Origin of the sequence: uncultured Bacteroides sp. (assembly GCF_902472605.1) — a bacterium.
In the GTDB taxonomy this organism is placed as follows: domain Bacteria; phylum Bacteroidota; class Bacteroidia; order Bacteroidales; family Bacteroidaceae; genus Phocaeicola.
In genome coordinates this window covers 38,965-61,224 of sequence record NZ_CABROP010000002.1, presented here as the reverse complement: position 1 = coordinate 61,224, position 22,260 = coordinate 38,965, and the positions used below count along the sequence as shown (strand labels likewise).

Below are 22,260 nucleotides of genomic sequence, written 5' to 3'. Positions count from 1 at the left end.
AGTTTGTTTGTTTCAATTGAATGTGCAAATTTAGTGAATATTCCTTTTATTACCATGCGTTTCGGAATAAAATGCATCAGTATACGGTGACACCTGCCGGGGTGATGCTTCCATCGGGTGCCAGTAAGCTCAGCCGGAAGAATCCTTTGCCGATTTTCTGAGGAATGTCTTTCTCGGGCTGGGTAGTCCGGAGAATCTCAATTCCTGTCGCTTCACTGACAATCAGGGTATAGCCTTTCGGAAGTACGGGGAGTCGTCCGTATAAGATGGAAGGCTCGTCTTTGGCAGGGGCATTCAACGCCAAAGGGGCACTTTCAAATCCAAAGCGGTTGATAGCCGTCACGGCCCAGTAGATACCTCCTTTTTGTGACGGGCTAGGAGTGAACGTGTACTGGCAACTGTCGGTCCGTGAGAGAATCAGATTTTGGGCTTTCTCGGTATCGACGGGATATGTGTCGGAAGCATACACGCGATAGTAGATTCCTCCCGGCTGGCTTTCAGAGGCTTTCCAGGTCATTTGGATATTCTCTCCTTGCAGTTTCACGCTGGGGGCGGTGGGCGAAGCGGGAGCAGTCTGTGAAGCCCATCGCATAGGCGGAACCACGGCCGGGTAAGCATAGAAATTGCCTTTCAGTTCGTCCAGTATTCCTTTGGTATTGCCGAGCATGAACTTGTTGCGGAAATAAGCCTGTCCGTCCAGCCCGATGCGTCGGGTGAAATAAATCTGACGGATAATCTCATCGATTTGCCAATTCTGTTCTTTCGGATGAAGGAAATAAATGCCCAGTCCCGGTACAATCCATCGGTCGTGCTTGTTTTCCTTCCAGTCGAGGGCAAAGGGATAAAAATGGTTTCCCTGGAAATACATCATCGGGAAAAGGGCATCCTGAATGCCCTCGTTCAACCATTTCTGGGCATCCTGATAGACCGTTTCATAGGCGTTCCATCCGAAGGAGGAATAGCGTCGGGTGTCATTGAACTTTCCGATGGGGGAACTGCTTACTTTGACCCAGGGTTTCAGTCGCTTGACTTCCGTATAAATTCGCCGGACAATGTGCGTGATGTTGTCTCTTCTCCATTGTTTCAGGTCTTGTTTCTTCCCGTATTTGCGGTACGTGTCTTTGTCGGGAAACTTTTCCCCTTGCTCCGGGTAGCGGATATAGTCCAGATGAATACCGTCCACATCATAGCGTGAAACGATTTCCTTGGCTATCTGACTAAGGTATTCGGCCGTACCTGGATTGCCGGGGTCGAGGTACCAGCTTCCGTTGAACTGTTTGCAAAGCTTGGGCTGCTTTTTGATGACGCAGTTCTTCCCTAACAGGCCAACCTGCCGTTTGTTGCCGATAGGAATACATACTAGCCAGGCATGGAACTCAAGGCCCCGCTTGTGACATTCTTCGATGGCAAATTGCAAGGGGTCGTATCCGGGATTTTTTCCTGTATGGCCGGTTAGGCTTTCCGCAAAGGTTTCATACGCAGACGGATAAATCACATCCCCCCGAAGCCGGGTCTGGAAAAGTACGGTGTTGAAATGGGCCGCCTGCAACGCGTCCAGCTGTTGGATGAGTTCTTGTTTTTGGGCTTCGATACCTTTGGGGGAATTGGCTTTTCGGGTGGGCCAGTCCATTCCTCCCAGCGTGGTCAGCCACGTGGCACGGATTTCTTCTTTGGGCTGTGCCTGTGCGAAAAGAAAGCTGCTTATCAATAGCAAAGTGATGAGAATTCGCATGTCTGATTAAAATTTCCGCAAATATAATCAAAGCTGTTCGCAGAGGCAAATTGAAAATACAGTTTTCTAATTAGGCTGTTTCGAGGCTTTTTTATGTTCTTTAAATAGGACACTTTTATTTCTTTATAGAAGGATATTATTTCTTCGGGTGATAAAATTTATCGTTATATCTTGCATTTTATTTCTTTTTATTACTTTTGCCACGAAATAAGAGATAAACCGAAATCTATGGTAACATTTACTATCGCATTAGTTTTACTGGTGGTAGGATATTGGGGATATGGAAAATACATAAATACGTTGTTTGCACCTGATTCTGCCCGAAAAACTCCGGCACTGACTATGACAGACGGGGTTGATTTCATTCCACTTCCTACGTGGAAAATTTTTATGATTCAGTTTTTGAATATTGCCGGTTTAGGTCCCATTTTCGGGGCCATCATGGGTGCACAGTTCGGCACGGCTTCTTATCTGTGGATTGTGTTCGGTACCATCTTTGCCGGTGCGGTACATGATTTTCTGTCCGGCGCATTGTCGTTGCGGAACAACGGAGAAAGTTTGCCGGAGATTATCGGCCGTTATTTGGGGGTACGGACCAAAAACGTCGCTTGCGTATTCACCGTCTTGCTGATGATTCTGGTAGGAGCCGTGTTTGTGTCCGGTCCGGCTGAACTCTTAGCGGGGATGACGCCGGCTTCCTTGGATGTGTATTTCTGGGTGGTGGTCATTTTTCTGTATTACATCCTGGCCACCATGCTTCCCATCGACAAGATTATCGGACGCATCTATCCGTTGTTTGCGTTTGCCTTGTTGTTTATGGCGGTAGGTATTTTAGTGATGTTGTATGTGAAAAGTCCGGAGCTTCCGGAAATGTGGGAAGGCTTCGGCACGAAATACGAGAAAAATCCGATATTCCCGATGATGTTCATTTCCATTGCCTGTGGGGCAATCAGTGGTTTCCATGCCACACAGTCGCCTTTGATGGCTCGCTGCATTACCAATGAGAAACATTGTCGTCCGGTGTTCTACGGGGCGATGGTGACCGAAGGCATTGTGGCTCTGATTTGGGCCGCCGCTGCCACGTATTTCTTTCAGGAAAACGGTATTGTGGATAAGGTGACGGGAGTGGCCTATTCGGGAGCCAAGGTGGCCACCGACATTTCCAAGGATTGGTTGGGCGCCTTTGGAGGTATCCTGGCCATTTTAGGTATTGTGGCAGCTCCGATTACGAGTGGCGATACGGCCCTTCGTTCGGCCCGTCTGATTGTCGCCGACTTCTTCCATGTGGAACAGCGCTCCATCGGGAAACGGCTGGTCATCAGTATTCCCATTTTTGTGGTGACGGTGGCCTTGCTGATTTACAGTTTTGGCGATGCAGAAGGTTTCAAAGTTATCTGGCGCTATTTTGCCTGGTGCAACCAGACGCTGTCTGTCTTCACGTTGTGGGCCATTACGGCTTATCTGGTGGGAACCCGGAAAAATTATTGGGTGACCCTGATACCGGCCTTGTTCATGACGAGTGTCTGCTCTACCTATTTGTTTATCGCTCCCGAAGGCTTTTCATTGGGAGGAGAAATTTCCTACACCATTGGTGGAGTCTGTACGCTGATTGCGGCAGTCTGGTTTATCTGCTGGTTCCGCCGGGTGCGTTCCTTGTAAGGATTTTTGTTTGGCTGTTCTGCAGATTATGGCTACTTTTGCAGCCGGTTAAGGATAAAAGTGATTTCAAATGAAAAAGAGTTTCTTTTTAATGTGTGCCATGATGACGGTCTCGGCAGGGATGATGGCACAGAAGAAAGATTTTGGCTATAAGTTTTATGGCCAGGTACGTACAGATTTGTTTTATAACAGCCGTTCCAATTCGGAGACTGTGGACGGACTTTTTTATATGTATCCAAAGGATGTGGCCCCCGATGCGGATGGAAAGGATATGAATGCAAAGCCCGACGGTAATTTCTATACCTTATATACTCGGTTGGGAGTGGATGTGACCGGACTCATGTTCGGTAAGGCCAAGACCTCGGCAAAGGTGGAAATCGACTTCCGTGGTTCAGGAACGACCTACTCGCTGATTCGTATCCGTCATGCGTATTTCAACCTCGATTGGGGAAAATCTGCGTTGCTGGTGGGGCAGACCTGGCATCCTTTGTACGGAGATGTGTCGCCTGATATCTTGAACCTGAATATGGGGGCTCCTTATCAGCCTTTCAGCCGTGCACCGCAGGTACGTTACCGTTTGACGGAAAAACATTTCGTGTTGACGGCTGCTGCCGTATGGCAGTCGCAGTATTTGTCTGTCGGTCCGTCTTCCAATGAAGCGGGAGCAACGGCTACACAGAAAAACCAGAGCTTCATCAAGAACGGATGTACCCCGGAATTTTATTTGGGCATGGACTACAAACGTCCGGGCTTGCTGGCCGGTGCAGGCGTACACGTTTCTTCCATTACGCCGCGTACACAGTCGGTATATAATGGAAAAACCTACAAGGTGAGTGAACGTATTACGGGAGTTTCGGCCGAGGCTCATGTGAAATATACTCACCAGCGTTTTTTGCTGGCGGCCAAAGGTGTATTAGGCTCTAACCTGACACAGACCAGTACGATTGGAGGATATGGTATAGTGTCTGCCGATTCTCGTACGGGAGAACAGGAATATACTCCTTTACGCGTATCTCATACTTGGGTGAACATGATGTACGGAAGTACGTTCCGTGGCGGTATCTTTGCCGGATACTTGAAGAACTTGGGAGCTTCGAAAGAGGTGACCGGCGTGCTGGGTACGGGAACCGATATTGATCAGTTGAATACCTTAGGTGCGGAATTCACTTACAATCGTCCGAACTGGAAGATTGGTGCAGAATATACCTGGACCGGTGCCTGGTATGGAGATTATACCGCAAAGGCCCGTGTGACCGATACACATCTGGTGAAGAACAACCGTATTGTATTCACTGCTTTGTTCCAGTTCTGAGACAAGATGCGTCTGCTGTCCGCAGCATATGGCGGGCGGAACTTAAAAAGTGTAAGCTGAAGATAAACCCTTGTATTTCTATAAATTTCATGTTAAAAATCAAGTAAAGGTTATAAATATTGAGATTATATAAAGAAAATGTATTACCTTTGCATGAATACAAAAACATAGAAGATGGGACATCATCAATTAGACACCTTAGACGAACAGATCCTGCGCATGATTGCAGGCAACGCACGTATTCCCTTCTTGGAAGTGGCACGCGCGTGTAATGTATCGGGAGCCGCTATTCATCAGCGAATTCAAAAGTTGACGAACTTAGGAATTCTGAAGGGTTCAGAATTCATCATTGATCCGGAAAAGATAGGCTATGAAACTTGTGCCTATATCGGTTTGTATTTGAAAGATCCGGAACAGTTTGATTCCGTCACGGAGGCATTGAAGCACATTCCGGAAGTGGTGGAATGTCATTTTACGACCGGACAGTATGACTTGTTTATCAAAATTTATGCGAAAAACAATCATCACCTGCTGGAGATTATTCATGACAAACTTCAACCGCTGGGCTTGTCACGTTCGGAAACCATCATTTCTTTCCGTGAAGCCATCAAACGCCAGATGCCAATTATGGACCTGGCGAATGACGACGATTGATGCGTGACACTTATTTTTGTGTACGTTCGTAGTCAACGAAACTATAAGAGTAGAGATGCTTTTCGTCCATCGGATGGCATTCTCTACTTTTTTCTTGCCATACATTGTGGTCGATTTCTGGGAAGAAGGTGTCGGCGGGCACCTGGTCGTCTTCCACTTCGGTCAGATAGAGACGATCGGCCAGCGGGAGGGCCTCCGTGTAGAGCATGGCTCCTCCGATGACAAATACTTCTTCTTCCTCCTTGCACGATTTCAGGGCTTCTTCCAGCGTGTGGAAGCATTCAGCTCCTTCAAAGTGTAAATCTTGTCTGCTCAGCACCACATTTCTCCGGTTGGGAAGTGCGCCTTTGGGTAAGGATTCAAAGGTGTGACGTCCCATGAGAATGGTATGTCCGGTGGTGAGTGCCTTGAAGCGCTTCAGGTCGTTAGGCAGCCAGTAAAGCAGTTTGTTCTGATAGCCGATGCCTCGTTTCTGATTGATGGCGGCAATGATGGATAAGGTCATATTTCTGTTCTTTAGAGTGGGTTATACGGATACTTTTCCCGCAATGTGCGGCCACGGGTCGTAGTTTTCCAGCTGGAAGTCTTCGTATTGGAAGCTGAAGATGTCCTTCACGTCCGGATTGATTTTCATGGTAGGCAAGGGGCGTGGAGTGCGGGTGAGCTGTAAATCAACTTGTTCCAGGTGGTTCAGGTAGATGTGGGCATCGCCGAGCGTGTGGATGAAATCACCTGCTTTCAGTCCGGTGACCTGTGCCATCATCTGTAGCAGTAAGGCATACGAGGCGATGTTGAACGGTACGCCTAAGAAGGTGTCTGCACTGCGCTGGTACATTTGCAGGCTCAACCGTCCGTTGGCTACATAGAACTGAAAAAACGCATGGCAAGGAGGAAGGTTCATATTATTTAAGTCGCCTACGTTCCAGGCACTGACGATGATGCGTCGGGAATCCGGATTATGCTTGATGGTTTCCACCGCTTCCGAAATCTGGTCGATGAATTTGCCGTCGTATCCGGGCCAGGAGCGCCACTGATAGCCGTAGATGTGGCCTAAATCGCCGTTCTCATCGGCCCATTCGTTCCAGATTCTGACCCCGTGTTCCTGCAGGTATTTCACGTTGGTATCTCCTTTGAGGAACCACAGCAGTTCGTAGATGATGGATTTCAGGTGGAGTTTTTTGGTGGTGACAAGCGGGAAGCCGTCTTCCAGGTTGAAGCGCATCTGGTGCCCGAACACGCTGATTGTGCCTGTGCCGGTACGGTCGTCTTTGCGTACGCCTTCTGTACGGATGCGGTGCAACAAGTCAAGATATTGTTTCATGATTGGATTTTTTGTTTTTTGCAAAGGTAGCTAAATTTTTTTATTTTTGCCGGCATAACAAATTTTGCGAAAGTCATGAATTTACCTGCTGATTTTGTCATCCGTATCCGCCGGTTGTTGGGAGAGGCTGACTTTGCTGCTTTGACGGAAGCCTTGGAAAAGGAAACGCCGGTCAGTATCCGTATCAATCAGGATAAGTGTTCCTCCGTTCCTGCCGACAGTACGCCTGTACCCTGGTGTCCGGAAGGATATTATTTGTCCGGACGGCCGTCGTTCACGTTCGACCCGTTGTTTCATGCCGGATGTTATTATGTGCAGGAGGCTTCGTCCATGTTTCTGGCACAGGCACTCCGCCAGTATGTGCACGAACCGGTGGTGATGCTCGACTTGTGTGCGGCTCCCGGGGGCAAATCTACGCTGGCCCGGTCCGTGTTGCCGGAAGGCAGTCTGTTAGTGGCCAATGAGGTGATGCGCAATAGGTCTCAGGTACTGGCCGAAAACCTGATCAAGTGGGGGCATCCGGAGGTGATCGTGACGAACAATGATCCGGCTGACTTTATGGAACTTGGGCCGCTCTTCGACGTGATGCTGACCGATGTGCCCTGTTCGGGAGAAGGAATGTTCCGAAAGGATGAAGTGGCGGTGCAGGAATGGAGCATTGACAATGTGGATACCTGCTGGCAGCGTCAGCGGCGTATCTTGCGGGATATATGGCCCTGTCTGAAAACGGGAGGTTTACTGATATACAGTACGTGTACTTACAACCGGGAGGAAAATGAGGACAATGTGGCGTGGATTGCCCGCGAACTGGGAGCCGAGGTCTTGCCGTTGGAAGTACAGCCGGAGTGGCACATTACTGGGAACCTGACAGAGGAGGAGTTTCCGGTGTATCGTTTCCTGCCGCATAAGACGACGGGAGAAGGGTTGTTCCTCGCCGTACTGCGGAAAACGTCGGAAGAAGACCGGGAATGTGCCCGGGTAAAACCGTCGGGTAAATCGGCCAAGAAAGGTAAAGGAGGAAAAACGCAGGTGCTTCAGGTGCCGCGGGAGATGCAGAACTGGATATGTGAGGCGGAAAAATATGCACTGAAGGTGGAAAATACGGAAGCGGTAGCTTTTCCAGCCGCCTATGGAGAGGTGTATGAACTGTTGAAGAGCCGGCTCAAGGTGTTGCATGCCGGAATCACGCTCGGAGAATGGAAAGGAAAGGATTGGCAGCCTTCGCATACGCTGGCCATGAGTACGGCGTTTCAGCGGGATACGTTCCCGCAGGCGGAGTTGACTTATGAGCAGGCCATCGCGTATTTGAGGAAAGAGGCGGTCGTGCTTCCGCCGGAGGTGCCAAAAGGCTATGTCACGTTGACTTACCGGGGCAGTGTGTTGGGATTTGCCAAGAACATCGGCAACCGGGCCAATAATCTGTATCCGCAGGAGTGGAGAATCCGAAGCGGTTATCTGCCGGAAATGATTCCCGATTTATTCGGTTAAAAAAACGCCTTTGCGTTTGGACTGAAACGCAAGGACGTTTGACATAAAACGCAAGTACATTTTACTTCAAACGCAAGGGCGTTTAAGTTGAAACGTACTTGCGTTTTTTCTGTGTGGCCCCTGCGTTTGAAACGTAAAATGTAATCGGTTGAAAATCAGTGATTATTTCGCTTTGTCCAATGTAAGCGGAATGCCTTGGTAGAAATCCAGAATCTTGGTGCGGAACAGGTAGTCGTATTTCGCTTGTACGCAGTCGGACACGGCTTTCATCCAGTTGGTGCGCGCTTCGTTGTATTCCGTGGCATTGGCCTTTCCGTTGGCATATTTTTCCTTCATCAGCTTGAAGGAAGCTTCTGCGGCTTCGTCGGCTGTCTGGCTGCTCTGGTACTTGCTTTCGGCATTGACCGCATTGTAGTAGGCCTGCTGGATTTCCTTGTAGAGCGCTTTCTTGCTTTCTTCCAGTTGCCAGTTCAGGGTGGTTTGTTCCAGGCGTGCCGTGCGGACGCGGTTGCGGGTACTCAGTCGGTTGAAGATAGGGATGCTCAGCGAAAGTCCCACGTATTGGCTGAAGTTGTCTTTCAGCTGGGAATGGAAACTGGCATTCTCCCGGCCCGACATTTTATAGTAGCTGGTGCCCAGGCCGGCCCCGAAACTGAGTTGGGGATAATAGGCACTTTGGGCAATGCGGATGCTGCGGGCCGCGCCTTGCAGGCGGTACTGTGCGGCCTTGATGGAAGGCTTGATGAGCAGGGCCTGGTTGTAGATGTCGGTCGGCGAGGTCAGGGTACCGAACAGTTGTTCGGGCTGGATATCGGGACTGACAATCCGGAAGTCCTCGGGCGAAGGCAGTTCCAGCAGCTGGCTGAGGTCGAGTAGAGACAGACGGTAATCGTTCTCGGTCTGTACCAGTGAAAGCTGGTCTTGTGCCACGCGTGACTTGGCCTCGTACAATTCCGCTTCCGAAGCTTTCCCGTTCTGGAAGTAGGCTTCTTTCTGGGTGAGCATTTCCTGACTCAACTCCACCTGCTGGCGGGCAATCTTGACCAACTCTTCGTTGAAGAGTACTTGCAGGTAGGCCGAGGTCACTTGGATACTGATATCCTCTTTGGCCTTGTTCAAGTCTTCCGTGGCCGCTTGCAGGTTCAGTTTGGAAAGGGCGATGTTGTTCGGAATCTGCATGCCGGTAAACAAAGGCACGCTGGTACTCAGGTTGAAGCCTGTGTTCTGGGTATTGATACTCTGGTAGGTATTGTTGGCCTGGAGGCTTCGTCCGAAGTTGAAGGAGTGAGACGCACTTCCGTTCAGGTCGGGCAGGCGGCTCCATTTGGCAGTGTTCAGTTCCACTTCGCTTTTGTCGCGGGCAGCTTCCTGCTGCTTGACGGTCAGGTTGTGGGCAACGGCATATTCAATGCAACGGGTGAGATCCCATGCTTCCTGTGCCTGAAGGGCATGGGTGGCCAGAAGACTGAAAGTCAGTACGGCCAGTGATTTCAGGTTTCTTTTCATGGCTTACATTTCTTTTTTGAGTCCTCTGACTGATTCGTTGGATTTCAGTCCGCTTTTGATTTCAATGTTTACCCCGTCGCTGATGCCGGTCTGTACCTGGCGGCGGATGAATTTCTGGGTAGGTACGCTGTCGGTCAGTACATAGACGAAGGTAGAGTCGCCGCTAAATTCAACAGCACTTTCCGGTACGGTCAGGGCATGGTCTGCCCGCTGGAGTTCGATTTCTGCGTTGGCACTGTATCCGGAGCGGATGGTCACGCTGTCGGGCACCGTGATGGCTGCCTTGATTTCAAACTGGTTGGCCCCGTTGTTTTCCACGCTTTTCGGAGAGATGTATTCCAGTACGGCATCGAATTCCATGTTCTGCAAGGCGCCCAAAGTGATTTTCACAGGGATACCTTCGCGGATACGTCCCACTTCGGTTTCGTCCACATTGCCGCGGAAGATGAGGTCGCTCATGTCGGCTACGGTGGCAATGGTGGTTCCGTCGTTGAACGTGTTACTCATGATGACCGAGTTTCCCACCTTGATGGGCACGTCCAAAATCAGTCCGTCGATGGTAGAACGAATCAGGGTACTGCTGAAAGAAGCACTGCTCTTGGTGATACCTTCCTTGACAATCTGCAGGTTGTCTTTGGCGGCCTGTAATTCTTCGCGGGCCTGTTTGGCAGCCAGCAAGGTCTTTTCGTATTCCTCGCTGCTTACCAGCTTGCTTTTATAGAGTTTCTCCATACGTTCCAGGTCGGTCTCTGCCTGTCGGCCGTTGATTTCGGCCAGACGGACACGGCTTTCGGCCGAATTGAGGGAACCCAGTTCGGGAATAACCTTGACCTTGGCAATGATTTCACCTTTCTTCACCGTTTGGCCGGCCTCCTTGTATACTTCGGAGATGATGCCGGAGATTTGCGGCTTGATTTGTACTTCGTCGCGCGGTTCAATTTTTCCGGTGGCTACGGTGGTTTGCACCAAATCCGTGGTCTGTGAATGGAGAATTTCGTAAGCCGTTTCTTTCGGCTGTGATTTTTGATACAGGAACACGAAGGTGCCGATGAAAATCAGTGCAATCAGCACCAGTGAGATGATTTTGATGTACTTTTTCATAATGAACTTTGTTTTTTTTTGTTTGTTTTGTGGCTTTATTTATTCGTCGCGTATGGCCTCAATCGGTTTGATGCTCATGGCCCGATAGGCAGGTGCCAATCCGGCCAGCAGCCCTAATACGAGCAGAAGTACGCAAGCTCCGATGGCTTGCCAGAAACTGATCTGGAAATTCGTGGGCTCAGTGGGAGTAGAGGTGCCCATTTCTGTCAGGTTCAGGAGGAAGACGGCAAAGGTGATGCCGGCCATGCCTGCCAGGATGGTCAGGACCATGCTTTCCGATAAAATCTGTGACAGAATATCGTTGGGACGGGCTCCGATGGCACGCCGGATACCGATTTCAGTGGTTCGCTCCTTGACGGTGACCATCATGATGTTGCTCACGCCGATGGCTCCGGCCAGCAATGTGCCGAGGCCAACCATCCAGCCTAAAATCTTAATGCCCGAGAACAGGTTGTCTACCATGCTGAACATGGCTTCCGCATTGACCAGAATCACGGCCTGTCCGTCGTCGGGATGAATCAGGTGAGCCTGCTTGACCACCTGTTCCACTTTCTTTTCTACTTCTCCAATGGAATAGCCTTTGCGGGCCGTGTAGCAGAGCAACTGTACTTTCTGTCCGAAGTTGTAGTTCTGCTGCATGGTAGTAAATGGAATAACTACTGAGGTTTCCGATTGGCCTTGTATGGAGATGTTTCCTACGGCCATGCTGACCCCGATAATCCGGTAGTAGATGCCGTTGACCTCGATGAATTTTCCGCAGGGGTCTTCTCCTCCCGGGAAGAGGCTCTCGTAGATACGCTTCCCGATGACACACACTTTCCGTTGGTCGCGGATATCAATGTCGTTGATGAAACGTCCGAATACGATGTTCGGTTCTTCAATCTTTTGGTACTCGGGATACAGTCCTTTCAGCGTTCCCGAGATTTTATTCTCGTTGTAGATGGCGTTGATGCCCCATTTGGCCAGGGTGGCAGTCACGGTTTCCAGTTCGTTGACCTGTTTCCGGACCCGTTCTACGTCTTTGTTTTCCAAATCCCAGTATCTTCCCTGTTGGAATCCTTTATAAGCTTTGCTGGTCTTGTTGGCGCCCAGGAAACCGGAGTTGGTGGCAAAACCCTCAAACTGGCGCGAAAGCAACTGTTGAAGGCCTTTCGCCCCTCCCATCAGGGCTATCAGCATGAATATTCCCCAGAAGATACCGAAAGCCGTCAGGAAACTCCGGGTTTTGTTGCGGGTGATGGTGAGAAGAATTTCTTCCCATGTATCTAAGTCAAATCGTCTCATGGTTAGTCTGCTCTAAGTGCTTCAATGGGTCGGATTCTGGCGGCTTTTCGTGCGGGGAAAAGTCCGGCCAGTGTACCGGCGATAACTAAGGTCAGGGTCGCCTCAATGGCAATGGATAGGTCGACCGTCGGGTTCTCGAAGAAGGTCATGGAGAATACCCCCATGTCCATGGTCTGTTTTCCGGCCACCTGGTTCATGTATTCCGTGACGGCAATACCCGCCACCATGCCGATGTAGCCGAAGAAAGTCGTGATGGCCACACTTTCTGAAATAATCAGCCAGAGGATGGACATTGGTTTGGCCCCCAGTGCCTTGCGGATGCCGAACTCGTGGGTCCGTTCACGGACGGTGATAAGCATGATGTTGCTCACTCCCACAATGCCGCTCAGCAAGGTAAAGATACCGATTACCCAGATGGCGGTGTGCAGAATTTGGGTGGCCGTCTGTTGCTGAAGGTACTGGGTGAAACGGTTCCATATCCAGATGGCTCCGTCGTCGGTGGGAGAGAATTGTTTTTTCAGGCCCAACGTGCAGCGGTAGTCGGCTTCGAATTCTTCGTTCAACGCTTCATTGGCCAGTCCTTGGGTGGTGAACGTGATGTCGTCGATGCTGTCTCCTTTTTGATAGATGGTTTGCAGGGTGGTGAAAGGTACCAGTGCCGAAGGAGAGAAACTGTTCTGGTCTTTGTAGATGCCCACTACTTGATAGGAAACCCCTTGTGCGTTGAGGTACTTCCCTATAGGAGCGGTATGTGGGAATAGGTTCTTGACCGTCTTTTCGTGGAGGACAATGACTTTCCGCTTTTCTTCTATGTCGCGTTTGTTGATGAAGCGCCCTTCCTTTATCTTGATGGCTTCGAGGGAAGGATAATTGGGAAGTACCCCGTCCAGCTCGATGCTGAGGGCCTCTTTGCCGTAGGTAAGGGTGACATCGCTCTTGCTGACGGAGGCACCTGTTTCCAAGATATGGTCGGGGAAAGAGGAAGCCGTCAGTTCCCGGTCACTTTCTTTCAGGTAGATACTGCGTCCTTCTTTCATTCCTTTATAAGGTTCTGAAGTTATGCCCGGATAGATTTTCATGGAGTTCATGAGCATACCTTCCGACTGGTTCTCAAATGCATGGATGAGGCCGTTGCCTGCTCCGAGTAGGACAATCAGCATGAAGATTCCCCACGCCACGGAGAAACCGGTCAACAGCGTGCGCAACTTGTTGCGCATGATGGTTCCGTAGATTTCGTGTATCAGTTCTGTCATGGCAGTGGAAATTTATTTCATGAATCCGTTTTGTCCGAACGGAGAAGCATGATGGTCCATATTATCTTCAATGCGTTCTATCACTCCATCTTTGATGTGGATAATCTTGTTGGTCTGGTTGGCTACCCCGCTTTCATGGGTAACCACGACGATGGTCAGTCCGTCTTGGTCGTGCAACTCTTTCAGGATGTTCATGACTTCTACCGAGGTCTTGCTGTCCAAAGCTCCAGTCGGTTCATCGGCCAGGATGATTTCCGGCTTGGATATCAAGGCTCTTGCAATGGCCACACGCTGTTTCTGTCCGCCCGACATTTCATTGGGCATGTGGTGCGCCCATTCTTTCAGTCCCAGCTTGTCGAGGTACTCCATGGCCAGCAGGTTGCGTTTCTTGCGGCTGACTCCCTGATAGAAAAGAGGAAGAGCCACATTCTCCATGGCGTCCTTGAACGAAATGAGGTTGAATGACTGGAAAATAAAGCCGATCATCCGGTTGCGGTATTCAGCGGCTCTGGTTTCACTGAGGTCTTTGATGAGTACATTGTTCAGGTAGTATTCGCCTGAATCGTAATTGTCCAATATTCCAAGAATATTCAATAAGGTGGATTTCCCGGAACCGGATGCTCCCATGATGGAGACGAATTCTCCTTTGTCGATGTGCAGGTTGATGCCTTTGAGCACATGAAGGGGAGTACCGTTGTTGTAAGTTTTGTGAATGTTTTTAAGTGTAATCATTTGGTTTGTGTTAATACATTTTTACTACTATTTCACAAATGTAGAAAAAGTGGTACGTATTCAAAAATAATGGGTGAAAAATTTGTTCTGTTTTTACTGATTATTTACTTTTGTCCATAGATAATTAACCCTAAATAGAGAAATGTCATGACAATCAACATGGAAAAACCTTATGTAGTAGGTATGGACATTGGCGGAACAAACACCGTTTTCGGTGTGGTTGACTCACGTGGTAACGTGTTGGCTTCTGATTCTGTCAAGACTCAGCAATATGATAATATCGAAGATTACGTCGATGCAGTATGTAAAAAGCTCCTTCCGTTGCTTTCACAGTTTGGCGGAGCTGAAAAGGTAAAAGGTATGGGAGTAGGTGCGCCGAATGGTAACTACTACAGTGGTACCATTGAATTTGCTCCAAACCTGCCGTGGAAAGGTATTATTCCGTTGGCTTCCATGTTTGAAGAACAGTTGGGTATTCCTACTGCCTTGACCAACGATGCGAATGCGGCAGCTATCGGGGAAATGACATATGGTGCGGCTCGTGGTATGAAGGATTTTATCATGATTACTTTAGGTACAGGCGTAGGAAGCGGTATCGTGGTCAACGGACAGCTGGTGTATGGTCATGATGGCTTTGCCGGTGAATTGGGACACGTAATTGTAGACCGTAACGGTCGTGCATGCGGTTGCGGACGTAAAGGTTGTCTGGAAACTTACTGCTCGGCTACCGGTGTAGCCCGTACGGCACGTGAGTTCCTCGTACAGCGTACGGAACCCAGTTTGTTGCGTAACATTCCGGCAGATGAAATCCAGTCGAAGGATGTATACGATGCAGCCGTGAAGGGCGACAAGCTGGCACAGGATATTTTTGAATTTACCGGACGTATCTTAGGAGAAGCGTTGGCTAACTTCATTGCCTTCTCCAGCCCGGAAGCCATCATCCTGTTCGGTGGTCTGGCCAAATCTGGCGATTACATCATGAAGCCGATTCAGAAGGCAATTGATGAAAACGTGCTGAAGATTTATGCCGGAAAGACCAAACTGTTGCTCTCTCAGTTGAAAGACGCTGATGCGGCTGTATTGGGAGCCAGTGCACTGGGATGGGAAGTAAAGGAAAATTAATCCGTTATCTTGAAATAGAAAAACAGCCTTGGCGGAATGAAACCTGCCAAGGCTGTTTTTTTACGATTATCTCTCTGAGAATGCGGTCTTCGCAGAAGGCATGCAGAAAGATAATACATCTAATTCTAACCTAAATAATATTATGAAAAACCTTTTTTATTCAATTGCAAAAATAATGATTCTGTGTTATATACGCATGTATTTTATGGATTTTTGTATCAGAAAAAATTCTCAGATTGGTATCTGATTCAATAATTTGGCGAGAGAAATGTAAATAATGTAAATAAAGTTTGTATCTTTGCGCCGAATTTATAATTGAAAATAATATGAGTTATAATTTGCTGAAAGGAAAAAGAGGTATTATTTTTGGTGCCTTGAATGAACAGTCTATCGCATGGAAAGTAGCAGAAAAGGCTGTAGAAGAAGGTGCTGTCATTACATTATCTAATACCCCTGTAGCAGTACGTATGGGACAGGTATCTGATTTGGCGAAAAAATTGAACTGTGAAGTGATTCCCGCTGATGCCACCTGCGTAGCAGATTTGGAAAATGTATTCAAACGTTCAATGGAGGTTTTGGGTGGAAAGATTGACTTTGTGCTTCATTCTATCGGTATGTCTCCAAATGTTCGTAAAAAACGTACATACGATGATTTGGACTATGATATGCTGGCAAAAACGTTGGATATTTCTGCCGTATCATTCCACAAGATGATTCAGTCTGCCAAGAAATTGGATGCCATCAATGAGTATGGTTCTATTCTGGCTTTGAGTTATGTGGCTGCACAGCGTACATTCTATGGCTACAATGACATGGCCGATGCCAAAGCTTTGCTGGAATCTATCGCACGTAGCTTCGGTTATATCTATGGCCGTGAACATCATGTGCGTATCAATACCATTTCCCAGTCACCGACCATGACGACAGCCGGCTCTGGTGTGAAGGGTATGGACAAGTTGTTTGACTTTGCCAACCGCATGTCTCCGCTGGGCAATGCTTCAGCCGATGAATGTGCTGATTACTGTATTGTGATGTTCTCTGATTTGACTCGTAAGGTGACGATGCAGAATCTGTTCCACGATGGAGGTTTCTCCAGCGTAGGAATGAGTTTGCGTGCCATGGCTACTTATGAGAAAGGATTGGATGAATATAAGGATGCGGATGGTCATATCATTTATGGATAATCATTAAATGTAAATGTATCGGTTTATTTTTATATTACTGAGTATAATCGTCTTGTCTGCTTGTCATTCTGATGAGCAGCAAGGCGATTTTTCGTTTACAGGAATAAAAATAGCCCGATATGACCGCCTTCAGTATGAGGCTACCGTACAGAACAGTTTCTTTTCCTTGCAGCGGATGAACACGGAGTTTGCCCAGGAAACCCGCTTGCTGATAGAGGATGTGCTGGATTTGGGGGCTGTAAATACGCCCGATATTAATGAGCGTCTTTGCGCTTACTTTTCAGATTCTATCTTGGTACATCTCATGGAGGATGTGGAAGAGAAGTTCAAGGATATGTCTCCGTTTGAGAAGCGATTGACACGGGGCTTCAAGAACCTGAAAAGGGAAATGCCTGACTTGCAGATACCGAAGGTGTATACACAGATTTCTGCCTTGAACCAGTCGATTGTGGTGAGCGACAGTGTGCTGGGTATCAGCCTGGACAAATACATGGGGACGGAATATCCGCTTTATAAGCGATATTATTATGCGAACCAGCGCCGTTCGATGTCGCCGGATGATATTGTGCCCGATTGTTTTACCTTTTATCTGCTGGGGCAGTATCCTTTTCCGTGGATGGAAGGCCACCGTTCGTTGATGGACATCCTGTTATACCGGGGAAAAATTGCCTGGGTTGTAGAGACAATCCTGGAGGGGGAGGTCGATGGAGAAATAGCGTTAGGTTATTCTCCGGAAGAAATCGAATGGTGTGAAGAATACGAGGACGAACTATGGGAAGGAATGGAGCAAAATCATTACATGGAAGCTACCGACCCGATGGTAATCCGTTCTTTTATTTCGTCGAACACCGGACTTTCATTCAAGGGACAGACTATACCTCCCTTCTTAGGGATATGGCTGGGTATGAAGAAAGTCGAAAAATATATGAAAAATCATCCGGAAATAGGAATGAAGAATTTGCTGGAGAATACGGATAGTGCCAGCATCATAGAAGATTAAACTAATAGATTGGAAGATTCCTTATGGAAGTTGCATTGTATTTGCTGCCTGTCACCTTGGGAGACACGGCCATTGAAAAAGTGTTGCCCTCTTACAACCGGGAAATCATCGTGGGTATCAAGTATTTTATTGTGGAAGATGTACGTTCGGCACGTCGCTTTTTGAAAAAGGTGGATGCGGCCATCAATATTGATGAACTGACTTTTTATCCGTTGAACAAGCATACTTCTCCCGAGGATATTGCAGGTTATCTGACACCGTTGGCTCAAGGAAACGCCATGGGAGTGATTTCTGAAGCGGGTTGTCCGGCTGTGGCCGATCCGGGAGCGGATGTGGTGGCGATAGCTCAGCGTCGGAACCTGAAGGTGGTGCCTCTGGTGGGGCCTTCTTCCATTATTCTGTCGGTCATGGGTTCTGGATTTAACGGACAGAGTTTTGCTTTTCACGGGTATTTGCCCATCGAACCGGCCGATCGTGTCCGTCGGTTGAAAGAGTTGGAAGCTCGCGTGTACAGCGAGAATCAGACCCAGCTGTTTATCGAGACTCCGTACCGCAATCATAAGATGTTGGAAGAGATTCTGAAGACCTGTCGTCCGCAGACGAAGCTGTGTATCGCTGCCAATATCACGTGCGAAGGAGAGTATATCAGGACCAAGACTGTGAAGGAATGGAAAGGACATCTGCCCGATTTGAACAAGATTCCTTGCATCTTCTTGATTTATAAATAATCTTTTCTTTTTATTCGAATTCTTTCCACACTTGCGCCACAAGTTGCAGGCGTTCACACTCAATCATCAGTTCCTGACTGAAGCACGTGGGACTTTTCTTGATGTCTTCGCAGGTGAAGAATTGTCCTCCGGAAAAGGGAAACTCGTTTTCCTGGCCGACCGGAAGAATGTACAGCTGTATGAAGGCAGGCAGACTTCCTTGCGTCCGGTAGCTGAGAATCAGGCGCGGGTGGATTTTCTTGTGCAGAGCTTTCGCCTTTTTGCTGAAGGATTGCTGTTTGAGGAGGTGTTTGGCATGTTGCTGGCTTTTGCGTAAGGGACCTTCAAACAACGATTGGATAGGAGCATCCCAGATGGAAGGTTGCGCCGTGTGAGGCGTGAGGTAGACCTTTCCGTTGCAGATGGGAATAATCCGGATGATGTGTGGTTCCTGTGGTGACTGGGTGGCGGCAATTTGTATGCCGATGATATTGATGACCAGGCAAAGCAGATAGATGAGGGTTGGAATCAGGTAAATGATGCCAAAGTTGTGTTCCGGAGAGAAAGGAATCAGTTCGTGCTGCAGCGCAAACAAGACAATCAGATGGATGCTGGAAAGAACGACAATCAGTTTAGCCTCCAGCAGGTAGGAGAAAGTGAAGTTGAGGTGGAACTTTCTCAGGAAGTTACGGTATAGTTCAGGAGCAGTTACGTGGATGAAAGCACATACCAGCAACATGAATTCAAGGGTGGGTGTCAGGCTGTTGTGAGGAATGTATTCGTATCCGGTAAACAGCCTTAGCAGGAAGCAGGTACCGATGCCAATGGTACCTTGCAGAAGGAAAAAATTGAGCGCTTTCAGGCGCAGCACATCGTAGAGTACACCGGCAAGGCTGATTCCCAGTCCGATTCCTAACATGGTAGTGGTAGGGAAAATATGAATCCCTATCAGCGTGATGATGGTAGGAAGCAGTCCGAATGAAACGATTTTGTCCTTGTATTTAAGCAATAGATTCATAGCTGAAGAATACCTGTTATAAATTTTGAACAATTGAAAAAAGTGAATTGTTCAAGATTTCCGCAGATGTTTTTCAGCATGATAGGAAGACCGTACCAATGGTCCGCTTTCCACGATTTCAAATCCTTTTGCTTCACCGATTTCCTGATACTTTTTAAACTGGTCGGGGTGGATATATTCAGCCACAGGATAATGTTTGGCCGAGGGTTGCAGGTATTGTCCGATGGTCAGGATACGGCAACCATTCTCCAGCAGATCGTCCATGGTTTCTTCTACTTCAGCGGGCGTTTCTCCGAGTCCGACCATGATGCCCGACTTGGCCTTCAATCCATTCTCTGAAATCTGGCGGATGACCTTCAGGCTGGTGTCGTAGTTGGCCACGCTTCGTACCAGCGGACTGATACGGCGGACGGTTTCCATATTGTGCGATAAGATATCCGGACGGGTGTCGATGACTTGCTGCAACAGATCGGCATGGCCTTGGAAGTCGGGTATCAGGGCTTCAATGGTGGTTCCCGGACACAACTCCCGGATGGTACGGAGGGTAGCTGCCCAGTGGGCGGCTCCTAAATCTTGCAGGTCATCGCGGTCGACCGAGGTGATGACCGCATGGTTGAGTTTCATGAGCTGAATTGATTCTGCCACATGTTTCGGTTCTTCCGGGTCTAATGGGAGAGGTTTTCCCGTGAGGGTGTTGCAGAATTTGCAGGAACGGGTGCATATGGCTCCTCCAATCATGAAGGTAGCAGTTCCCTTTCCCCAGCATTCTCCTAAGTTCGGACAACGTCCGCTGCTGCAGATGGTGTGAAGTTTATGGGTATCGACGATGCGTTTGGTCTCGGTGTATCGGGCATTGGTGCCAATCTGTATTTTCAACCATTCGGGTTTTTTGAGGTGTGTCATAGTGGTTAAGATAGATTACAAAGAGAAAAAACGGATGACGCGGGAAGTATTTTTCCAGTGTCATCCGTTAGATGGGTTCATTATAAGTTTTGCAGGAAGAAATTTGCCACTCTGTTCATTAAGTGATTGCGAGTATTTCCTCCGAAGATGCTGTGGTTACGGTTGGTATAAATCTGTGTTTCAAACTGGATGTTGGCCTGAATCAATGCTTCGTTGTATTCCATGAAGTTCTGGAAATGTACATTGTCGTCGGCACTTCCATGGATGAGCAGCAGTCTACCTTTCAGCTGATGTACCCGGTTGATGGCAGAAGAACTGTTGTATCCGTCGCCGTTTTCTTTCGGGGTACGCATGAAGCGTTCGGTGTAGACCGTATCATAGAACCGCCAGTCGGAGGGGGCAGCAATGGCTACACCGGCCTTGAAGGCGCCTGAACCTTCACTCATGGACATCAGGGTGTTGTAGCCTCCGTAGCTCCATCCCCAGATACCGATACGGCTTCCGTCAATGTAAGGCAGGGTAGAAAGATATTTGGCTGCTTCTGCCTGGTCGATGGCTTCTTTCACACCGATAGAGAGGTAGGTACATTTCTCGAAGGCAGCACCTCTACCTCCGGTGCCTCGTCCGTCTACGCAGACCATGATGTAACCTTTGTCACACATTACGGCTTCGAACATGCCACCGTCGCTGAAACTGCCGATGCCCCATTTGTCGAGTACCTGCTGTGAGCCCGGGCCACTATATTGGTGCATGATGACCGGATATTTCTTAGACGGGTTAAAGTTGGCAGGTTTCATCATCCAGCCGTTCAGTTCCACGCCTTCTTTGGTCTTGAAGGTAAAGAATTCTTTGGTAGGCATGTTCAGCTGGGCGATTTTGCTTTTCAGCTCTTTGTTGTCGAGCAAAGTCACCATTTCCTGTCCCTTGTTGTTGTTTAAGGTGATGAGAGTCGGCGTTTGGGCGCTGGAATACGTGTTGATGTAATAGTTCAGGTTCTTGCTGAATAGGGCACTATTGGTACCGGTACGTGTAGACAGTTTGGTTTTTTTGCCCTTTCCATCGATTTTATACACTGCCGTGCGCAACGGACTTCCTTCGTTGCTGGTGTAGTAGAACACGTTGGCCTTCTGGTCCCATCCTAAGAACTCCTTCACTTCAAAGTTGCCTTTGGTGATTTGTTTTACTAAATTTCCTCCGATAGTATAGAGGTAGAGATGGTTGTATCCGTCGCGTTCGCTCATCAGGACGATGTGTTCCGGATAGAAAACAATGTCCGAATACGCCTGTTCCTTGATGTATTGTTCTGCTTCGTCGCGGATAGCCACTTTGCAGATGGCACTGCGCGGATTGGCCATGTAAATATCGAATCGATTCTGGTGACGGTTCAGGGTCATGATGGCCAGTTTCTCGGGGTCGCTGGTAAATTTGATGCGGGGTACGTATCCGTCGGAATCAATGGGAAGTTCCATCTTACGGGTGACGTGACTCTTGATGTCGAACGTATGAACGCTGACTTTGGAGTTGGATACACCGGCTTTCGGATATTTGTAGTTATAGCTTCCCGGATAAGTGGCATATTCTTTCTTTTCCGGTGCCATGCCCTTGTACCATGGGAAGGAGAACATCGGCACTTGGCTTTCATCGAAACGGATGTAGGCAATCATGCGGCTGTCGGCGCTGAAGTCGAAGGCACGGTTGAAGCCGAATTCTTCTTCATACACCCAGTCGGGGATACCGTTCAGTACCTTGTTGTACTCTCCGTCTTTGGTTACCTGCGATTCGCTGTTGCCGAAAAGCAGTTTGATCAGGTAGATGTTGTTGTTGCGTACGAATGCAATCTGGTGGCTGTCAGGTGAGAAGAGAGGTACTTGTTGCGGACCGTTGTTCGAAAGTGGGTCGAGGGTACGGTTTTTCACGTTGTACAGATAGTACACGGCCGTGAAAGAACGCCGGTAGATGGGCTTCGTTTCCGTTTGAATCAGAATCAAGCTCTCATCGGGCGACATGATGTAGTCGTCGAAGCTTTTGAGTGTATGATTTCGGGCCGTAGCTACGTCGAAGATGGTTGCTACTTCCTTACCTGTTTTAAACGAATATTTGACGATACGCTTGTGGTCCTTGCTGATTTGCGTGTAGTGCTCGCCATCCAGCATCGGTTTCAATCCATGTATACTTTGTGCGCGATAGGTGCCGTTGGCTACGTCTTGCAAGGTCACCTTTTGTGCCTGTACACTGATCAGGCACAGCAGCGCATAAAAAAGTACGAAAAGTTTTTTCATGACTG

General features: G+C 48.5%; 19 protein-coding genes. 8 read left to right on the top strand and 11 right to left on the bottom strand.

The window, feature by feature from the left end:
* Nucleotides 1-76 precede the first annotated feature (76 nt).
* Nucleotides 77-1,732: a family 10 glycosylhydrolase gene (locus tag RDP42_RS00835; RefSeq protein ID WP_308762143.1), complete on the bottom strand. Its 1,656-nt coding sequence runs from the start codon at nt 1,730-1,732 to the stop codon at nt 77-79.
* 228 nt (nt 1,733-1,960) lie between these two features.
* Here RDP42_RS00835 and RDP42_RS00830 point away from each other — a divergent pair, with 228 nt between their 5' ends.
* From RDP42_RS00830 to RDP42_RS00820, 3 genes are all read left to right on the top strand, one after another.
* Nucleotides 1,961-3,391, top strand: a complete 1,431-nt coding sequence (locus RDP42_RS00830) for a carbon starvation CstA family protein (protein ID WP_308762142.1) — start codon at nt 1,961-1,963, stop codon at nt 3,389-3,391.
* A gap of 70 nt (nt 3,392-3,461) precedes the next feature.
* Nucleotides 3,462-4,703, top strand: a complete 1,242-nt coding sequence (locus RDP42_RS00825; protein ID WP_308762141.1) for a hypothetical protein — start codon at nt 3,462-3,464, stop codon at nt 4,701-4,703.
* Between the two features lie 174 nt (nt 4,704-4,877).
* Nucleotides 4,878-5,357: an Lrp/AsnC family transcriptional regulator gene (locus RDP42_RS00820; protein WP_022354822.1), complete on the top strand. Its 480-nt coding sequence runs from the start codon at nt 4,878-4,880 to the stop codon at nt 5,355-5,357.
* 10 nt (nt 5,358-5,367) lie between these two features.
* Here the strand turns inward: RDP42_RS00820 and RDP42_RS00815 are convergent, their stop codons facing one another.
* Nucleotides 5,368-5,862 (bottom strand): dihydrofolate reductase, encoded by a 495-nt coding sequence (locus RDP42_RS00815; RefSeq protein ID WP_308762140.1) that lies wholly within the window; start codon nt 5,860-5,862, stop codon nt 5,368-5,370.
* Nucleotides 5,863-5,883: 21 nt separating this feature from the next.
* On the bottom strand, nt 5,884-6,678 hold the full coding sequence (locus RDP42_RS00810) for a thymidylate synthase (RefSeq protein WP_308762139.1): 795 nt from the start codon (nt 6,676-6,678) through the stop codon (nt 5,884-5,886).
* Between the two features lie 75 nt (nt 6,679-6,753).
* Here RDP42_RS00810 and RDP42_RS00805 point away from each other — a divergent pair, with 75 nt between their 5' ends.
* Entirely contained in the window at nt 6,754-8,166 is a 1,413-nt protein-coding gene (locus tag RDP42_RS00805; RefSeq protein ID WP_308762138.1) for an rRNA cytosine-C5-methyltransferase, read from the top strand.
* Between the two features lie 162 nt (nt 8,167-8,328).
* Here RDP42_RS00805 and RDP42_RS00800 read toward each other — a convergent pair whose 3' ends face one another.
* From RDP42_RS00800 to RDP42_RS00780, 5 genes are read right to left on the bottom strand one after another with little or no spacing between them, the layout of a single operon-like run.
* Entirely contained in the window at nt 8,329-9,672 is a 1,344-nt protein-coding gene (locus RDP42_RS00800) for a TolC family protein (protein WP_308762137.1), read from the bottom strand.
* A 3-nt stretch (nt 9,673-9,675) separates the two neighbouring features.
* Nucleotides 9,676-10,773, bottom strand: a complete 1,098-nt coding sequence (locus RDP42_RS00795) for an efflux RND transporter periplasmic adaptor subunit (protein ID WP_308762136.1) — start codon at nt 10,771-10,773, stop codon at nt 9,676-9,678.
* Between the two features lie 39 nt (nt 10,774-10,812).
* A complete protein-coding gene (locus RDP42_RS00790; protein WP_308762135.1) occupies nt 10,813-12,057 on the bottom strand; it encodes an ABC transporter permease in 1,245 nt (414 codons plus the stop codon).
* Between the two features lie 2 nt (nt 12,058-12,059).
* Nucleotides 12,060-13,310: an ABC transporter permease gene (locus tag RDP42_RS00785; protein ID WP_308762134.1), complete on the bottom strand. Its 1,251-nt coding sequence runs from the start codon at nt 13,308-13,310 to the stop codon at nt 12,060-12,062.
* 12 nt (nt 13,311-13,322) lie between these two features.
* The gene (locus RDP42_RS00780) at nt 13,323-14,042 is read right to left on the bottom strand and encodes an ABC transporter ATP-binding protein (protein WP_308762133.1); all 720 of its coding nucleotides are present in this window, start codon (nt 14,040-14,042) and stop codon (nt 13,323-13,325) included.
* Nucleotides 14,043-14,189: 147 nt separating this feature from the next.
* On the opposite strand from RDP42_RS00780, the gene RDP42_RS00775 reads away from it, so the two are divergent.
* From RDP42_RS00775 to RDP42_RS00760, 4 genes are all read left to right on the top strand, one after another.
* Nucleotides 14,190-15,164, top strand: coding sequence for an ROK family protein (locus RDP42_RS00775; protein ID WP_204474690.1), 975 nt, complete (start codon nt 14,190-14,192; stop codon nt 15,162-15,164).
* 326 nt (nt 15,165-15,490) lie between these two features.
* Nucleotides 15,491-16,348 carry an enoyl-ACP reductase gene (locus tag RDP42_RS00770; protein WP_204474691.1) on the top strand — a complete coding sequence of 286 codons (858 nt, stop codon included), beginning with the start codon at nt 15,491-15,493 and terminating at the stop codon, nt 16,346-16,348.
* A 13-nt stretch (nt 16,349-16,361) separates the two neighbouring features.
* Nucleotides 16,362-17,348, top strand: a complete 987-nt coding sequence (locus RDP42_RS00765) for a gliding motility lipoprotein GldB (RefSeq protein WP_308762132.1) — start codon at nt 16,362-16,364, stop codon at nt 17,346-17,348.
* A 23-nt stretch (nt 17,349-17,371) separates the two neighbouring features.
* Entirely contained in the window at nt 17,372-18,076 is a 705-nt protein-coding gene (locus RDP42_RS00760) for an SAM-dependent methyltransferase (RefSeq protein WP_308762131.1), read from the top strand.
* Nucleotides 18,077-18,086: 10 nt separating this feature from the next.
* Here RDP42_RS00760 and RDP42_RS00755 read toward each other — a convergent pair whose 3' ends face one another.
* The 3 genes from RDP42_RS00755 to RDP42_RS00745 form a co-directional block, all read right to left on the bottom strand.
* Complete coding sequence (locus RDP42_RS00755; protein WP_308762130.1) at nt 18,087-19,073, bottom strand: hypothetical protein; 987 nt, start codon at nt 19,071-19,073, stop codon at nt 18,087-18,089.
* Between the two features lie 51 nt (nt 19,074-19,124).
* Nucleotides 19,125-19,976, bottom strand: a complete 852-nt coding sequence (gene lipA / locus RDP42_RS00750; RefSeq protein ID WP_308762129.1) for a lipoyl synthase — start codon at nt 19,974-19,976, stop codon at nt 19,125-19,127.
* An 80-nt stretch (nt 19,977-20,056) separates the two neighbouring features.
* Nucleotides 20,057-22,255 (bottom strand): S9 family peptidase, encoded by a 2,199-nt coding sequence (locus RDP42_RS00745; protein ID WP_308762128.1) that lies wholly within the window; start codon nt 22,253-22,255, stop codon nt 20,057-20,059.
* Nucleotides 22,256-22,260 lie beyond the last annotated feature (5 nt).

Bases quoted from the DNA above. Each gene is read 5' to 3' on its own strand.
- RDP42_RS00835 (WP_308762143.1), bottom strand. From the start codon at position 1,732: ATGCGAATTCTCATCACTTTGCTATTGATAAGCAGCTTTCTTTTCGCA.
- RDP42_RS00830 (WP_308762142.1), top strand. From the start codon at position 1,961: ATGGTAACATTTACTATCGCATTAGTTTTACTGGTGGTAGGATATTGG.
- RDP42_RS00825 (WP_308762141.1), top strand. From the start codon at position 3,462: ATGAAAAAGAGTTTCTTTTTAATGTGTGCCATGATGACGGTCTCGGCA.
- RDP42_RS00820 (WP_022354822.1), top strand. From the start codon at position 4,878: ATGGGACATCATCAATTAGACACCTTAGACGAACAGATCCTGCGCATG.
- RDP42_RS00815 (WP_308762140.1), bottom strand. From the start codon at position 5,862: ATGACCTTATCCATCATTGCCGCCATCAATCAGAAACGAGGCATCGGC.
- RDP42_RS00810 (WP_308762139.1), bottom strand. From the start codon at position 6,678: ATGAAACAATATCTTGACTTGTTGCACCGCATCCGTACAGAAGGCGTA.
- RDP42_RS00805 (WP_308762138.1), top strand. From the start codon at position 6,754: ATGAATTTACCTGCTGATTTTGTCATCCGTATCCGCCGGTTGTTGGGA.
- RDP42_RS00800 (WP_308762137.1), bottom strand. From the start codon at position 9,672: ATGAAAAGAAACCTGAAATCACTGGCCGTACTGACTTTCAGTCTTCTG.
- RDP42_RS00795 (WP_308762136.1), bottom strand. From the start codon at position 10,773: ATGAAAAAGTACATCAAAATCATCTCACTGGTGCTGATTGCACTGATT.
- RDP42_RS00790 (WP_308762135.1), bottom strand. From the start codon at position 12,057: ATGAGACGATTTGACTTAGATACATGGGAAGAAATTCTTCTCACCATC.
- RDP42_RS00785 (WP_308762134.1), bottom strand. From the start codon at position 13,310: ATGACAGAACTGATACACGAAATCTACGGAACCATCATGCGCAACAAG.
- RDP42_RS00780 (WP_308762133.1), bottom strand. From the start codon at position 14,042: ATGATTACACTTAAAAACATTCACAAAACTTACAACAACGGTACTCCC.
- RDP42_RS00775 (WP_204474690.1), top strand. From the start codon at position 14,190: ATGACAATCAACATGGAAAAACCTTATGTAGTAGGTATGGACATTGGC.
- RDP42_RS00770 (WP_204474691.1), top strand. From the start codon at position 15,491: ATGAGTTATAATTTGCTGAAAGGAAAAAGAGGTATTATTTTTGGTGCC.
- RDP42_RS00765 (WP_308762132.1), top strand. From the start codon at position 16,362: ATGTATCGGTTTATTTTTATATTACTGAGTATAATCGTCTTGTCTGCT.
- RDP42_RS00760 (WP_308762131.1), top strand. From the start codon at position 17,372: ATGGAAGTTGCATTGTATTTGCTGCCTGTCACCTTGGGAGACACGGCC.
- RDP42_RS00755 (WP_308762130.1), bottom strand. From the start codon at position 19,073: ATGAATCTATTGCTTAAATACAAGGACAAAATCGTTTCATTCGGACTG.
- lipA (WP_308762129.1), bottom strand. From the start codon at position 19,976: ATGACACACCTCAAAAAACCCGAATGGTTGAAAATACAGATTGGCACC.
- RDP42_RS00745 (WP_308762128.1), bottom strand. From the start codon at position 22,255: ATGAAAAAACTTTTCGTACTTTTTTATGCGCTGCTGTGCCTGATCAGT.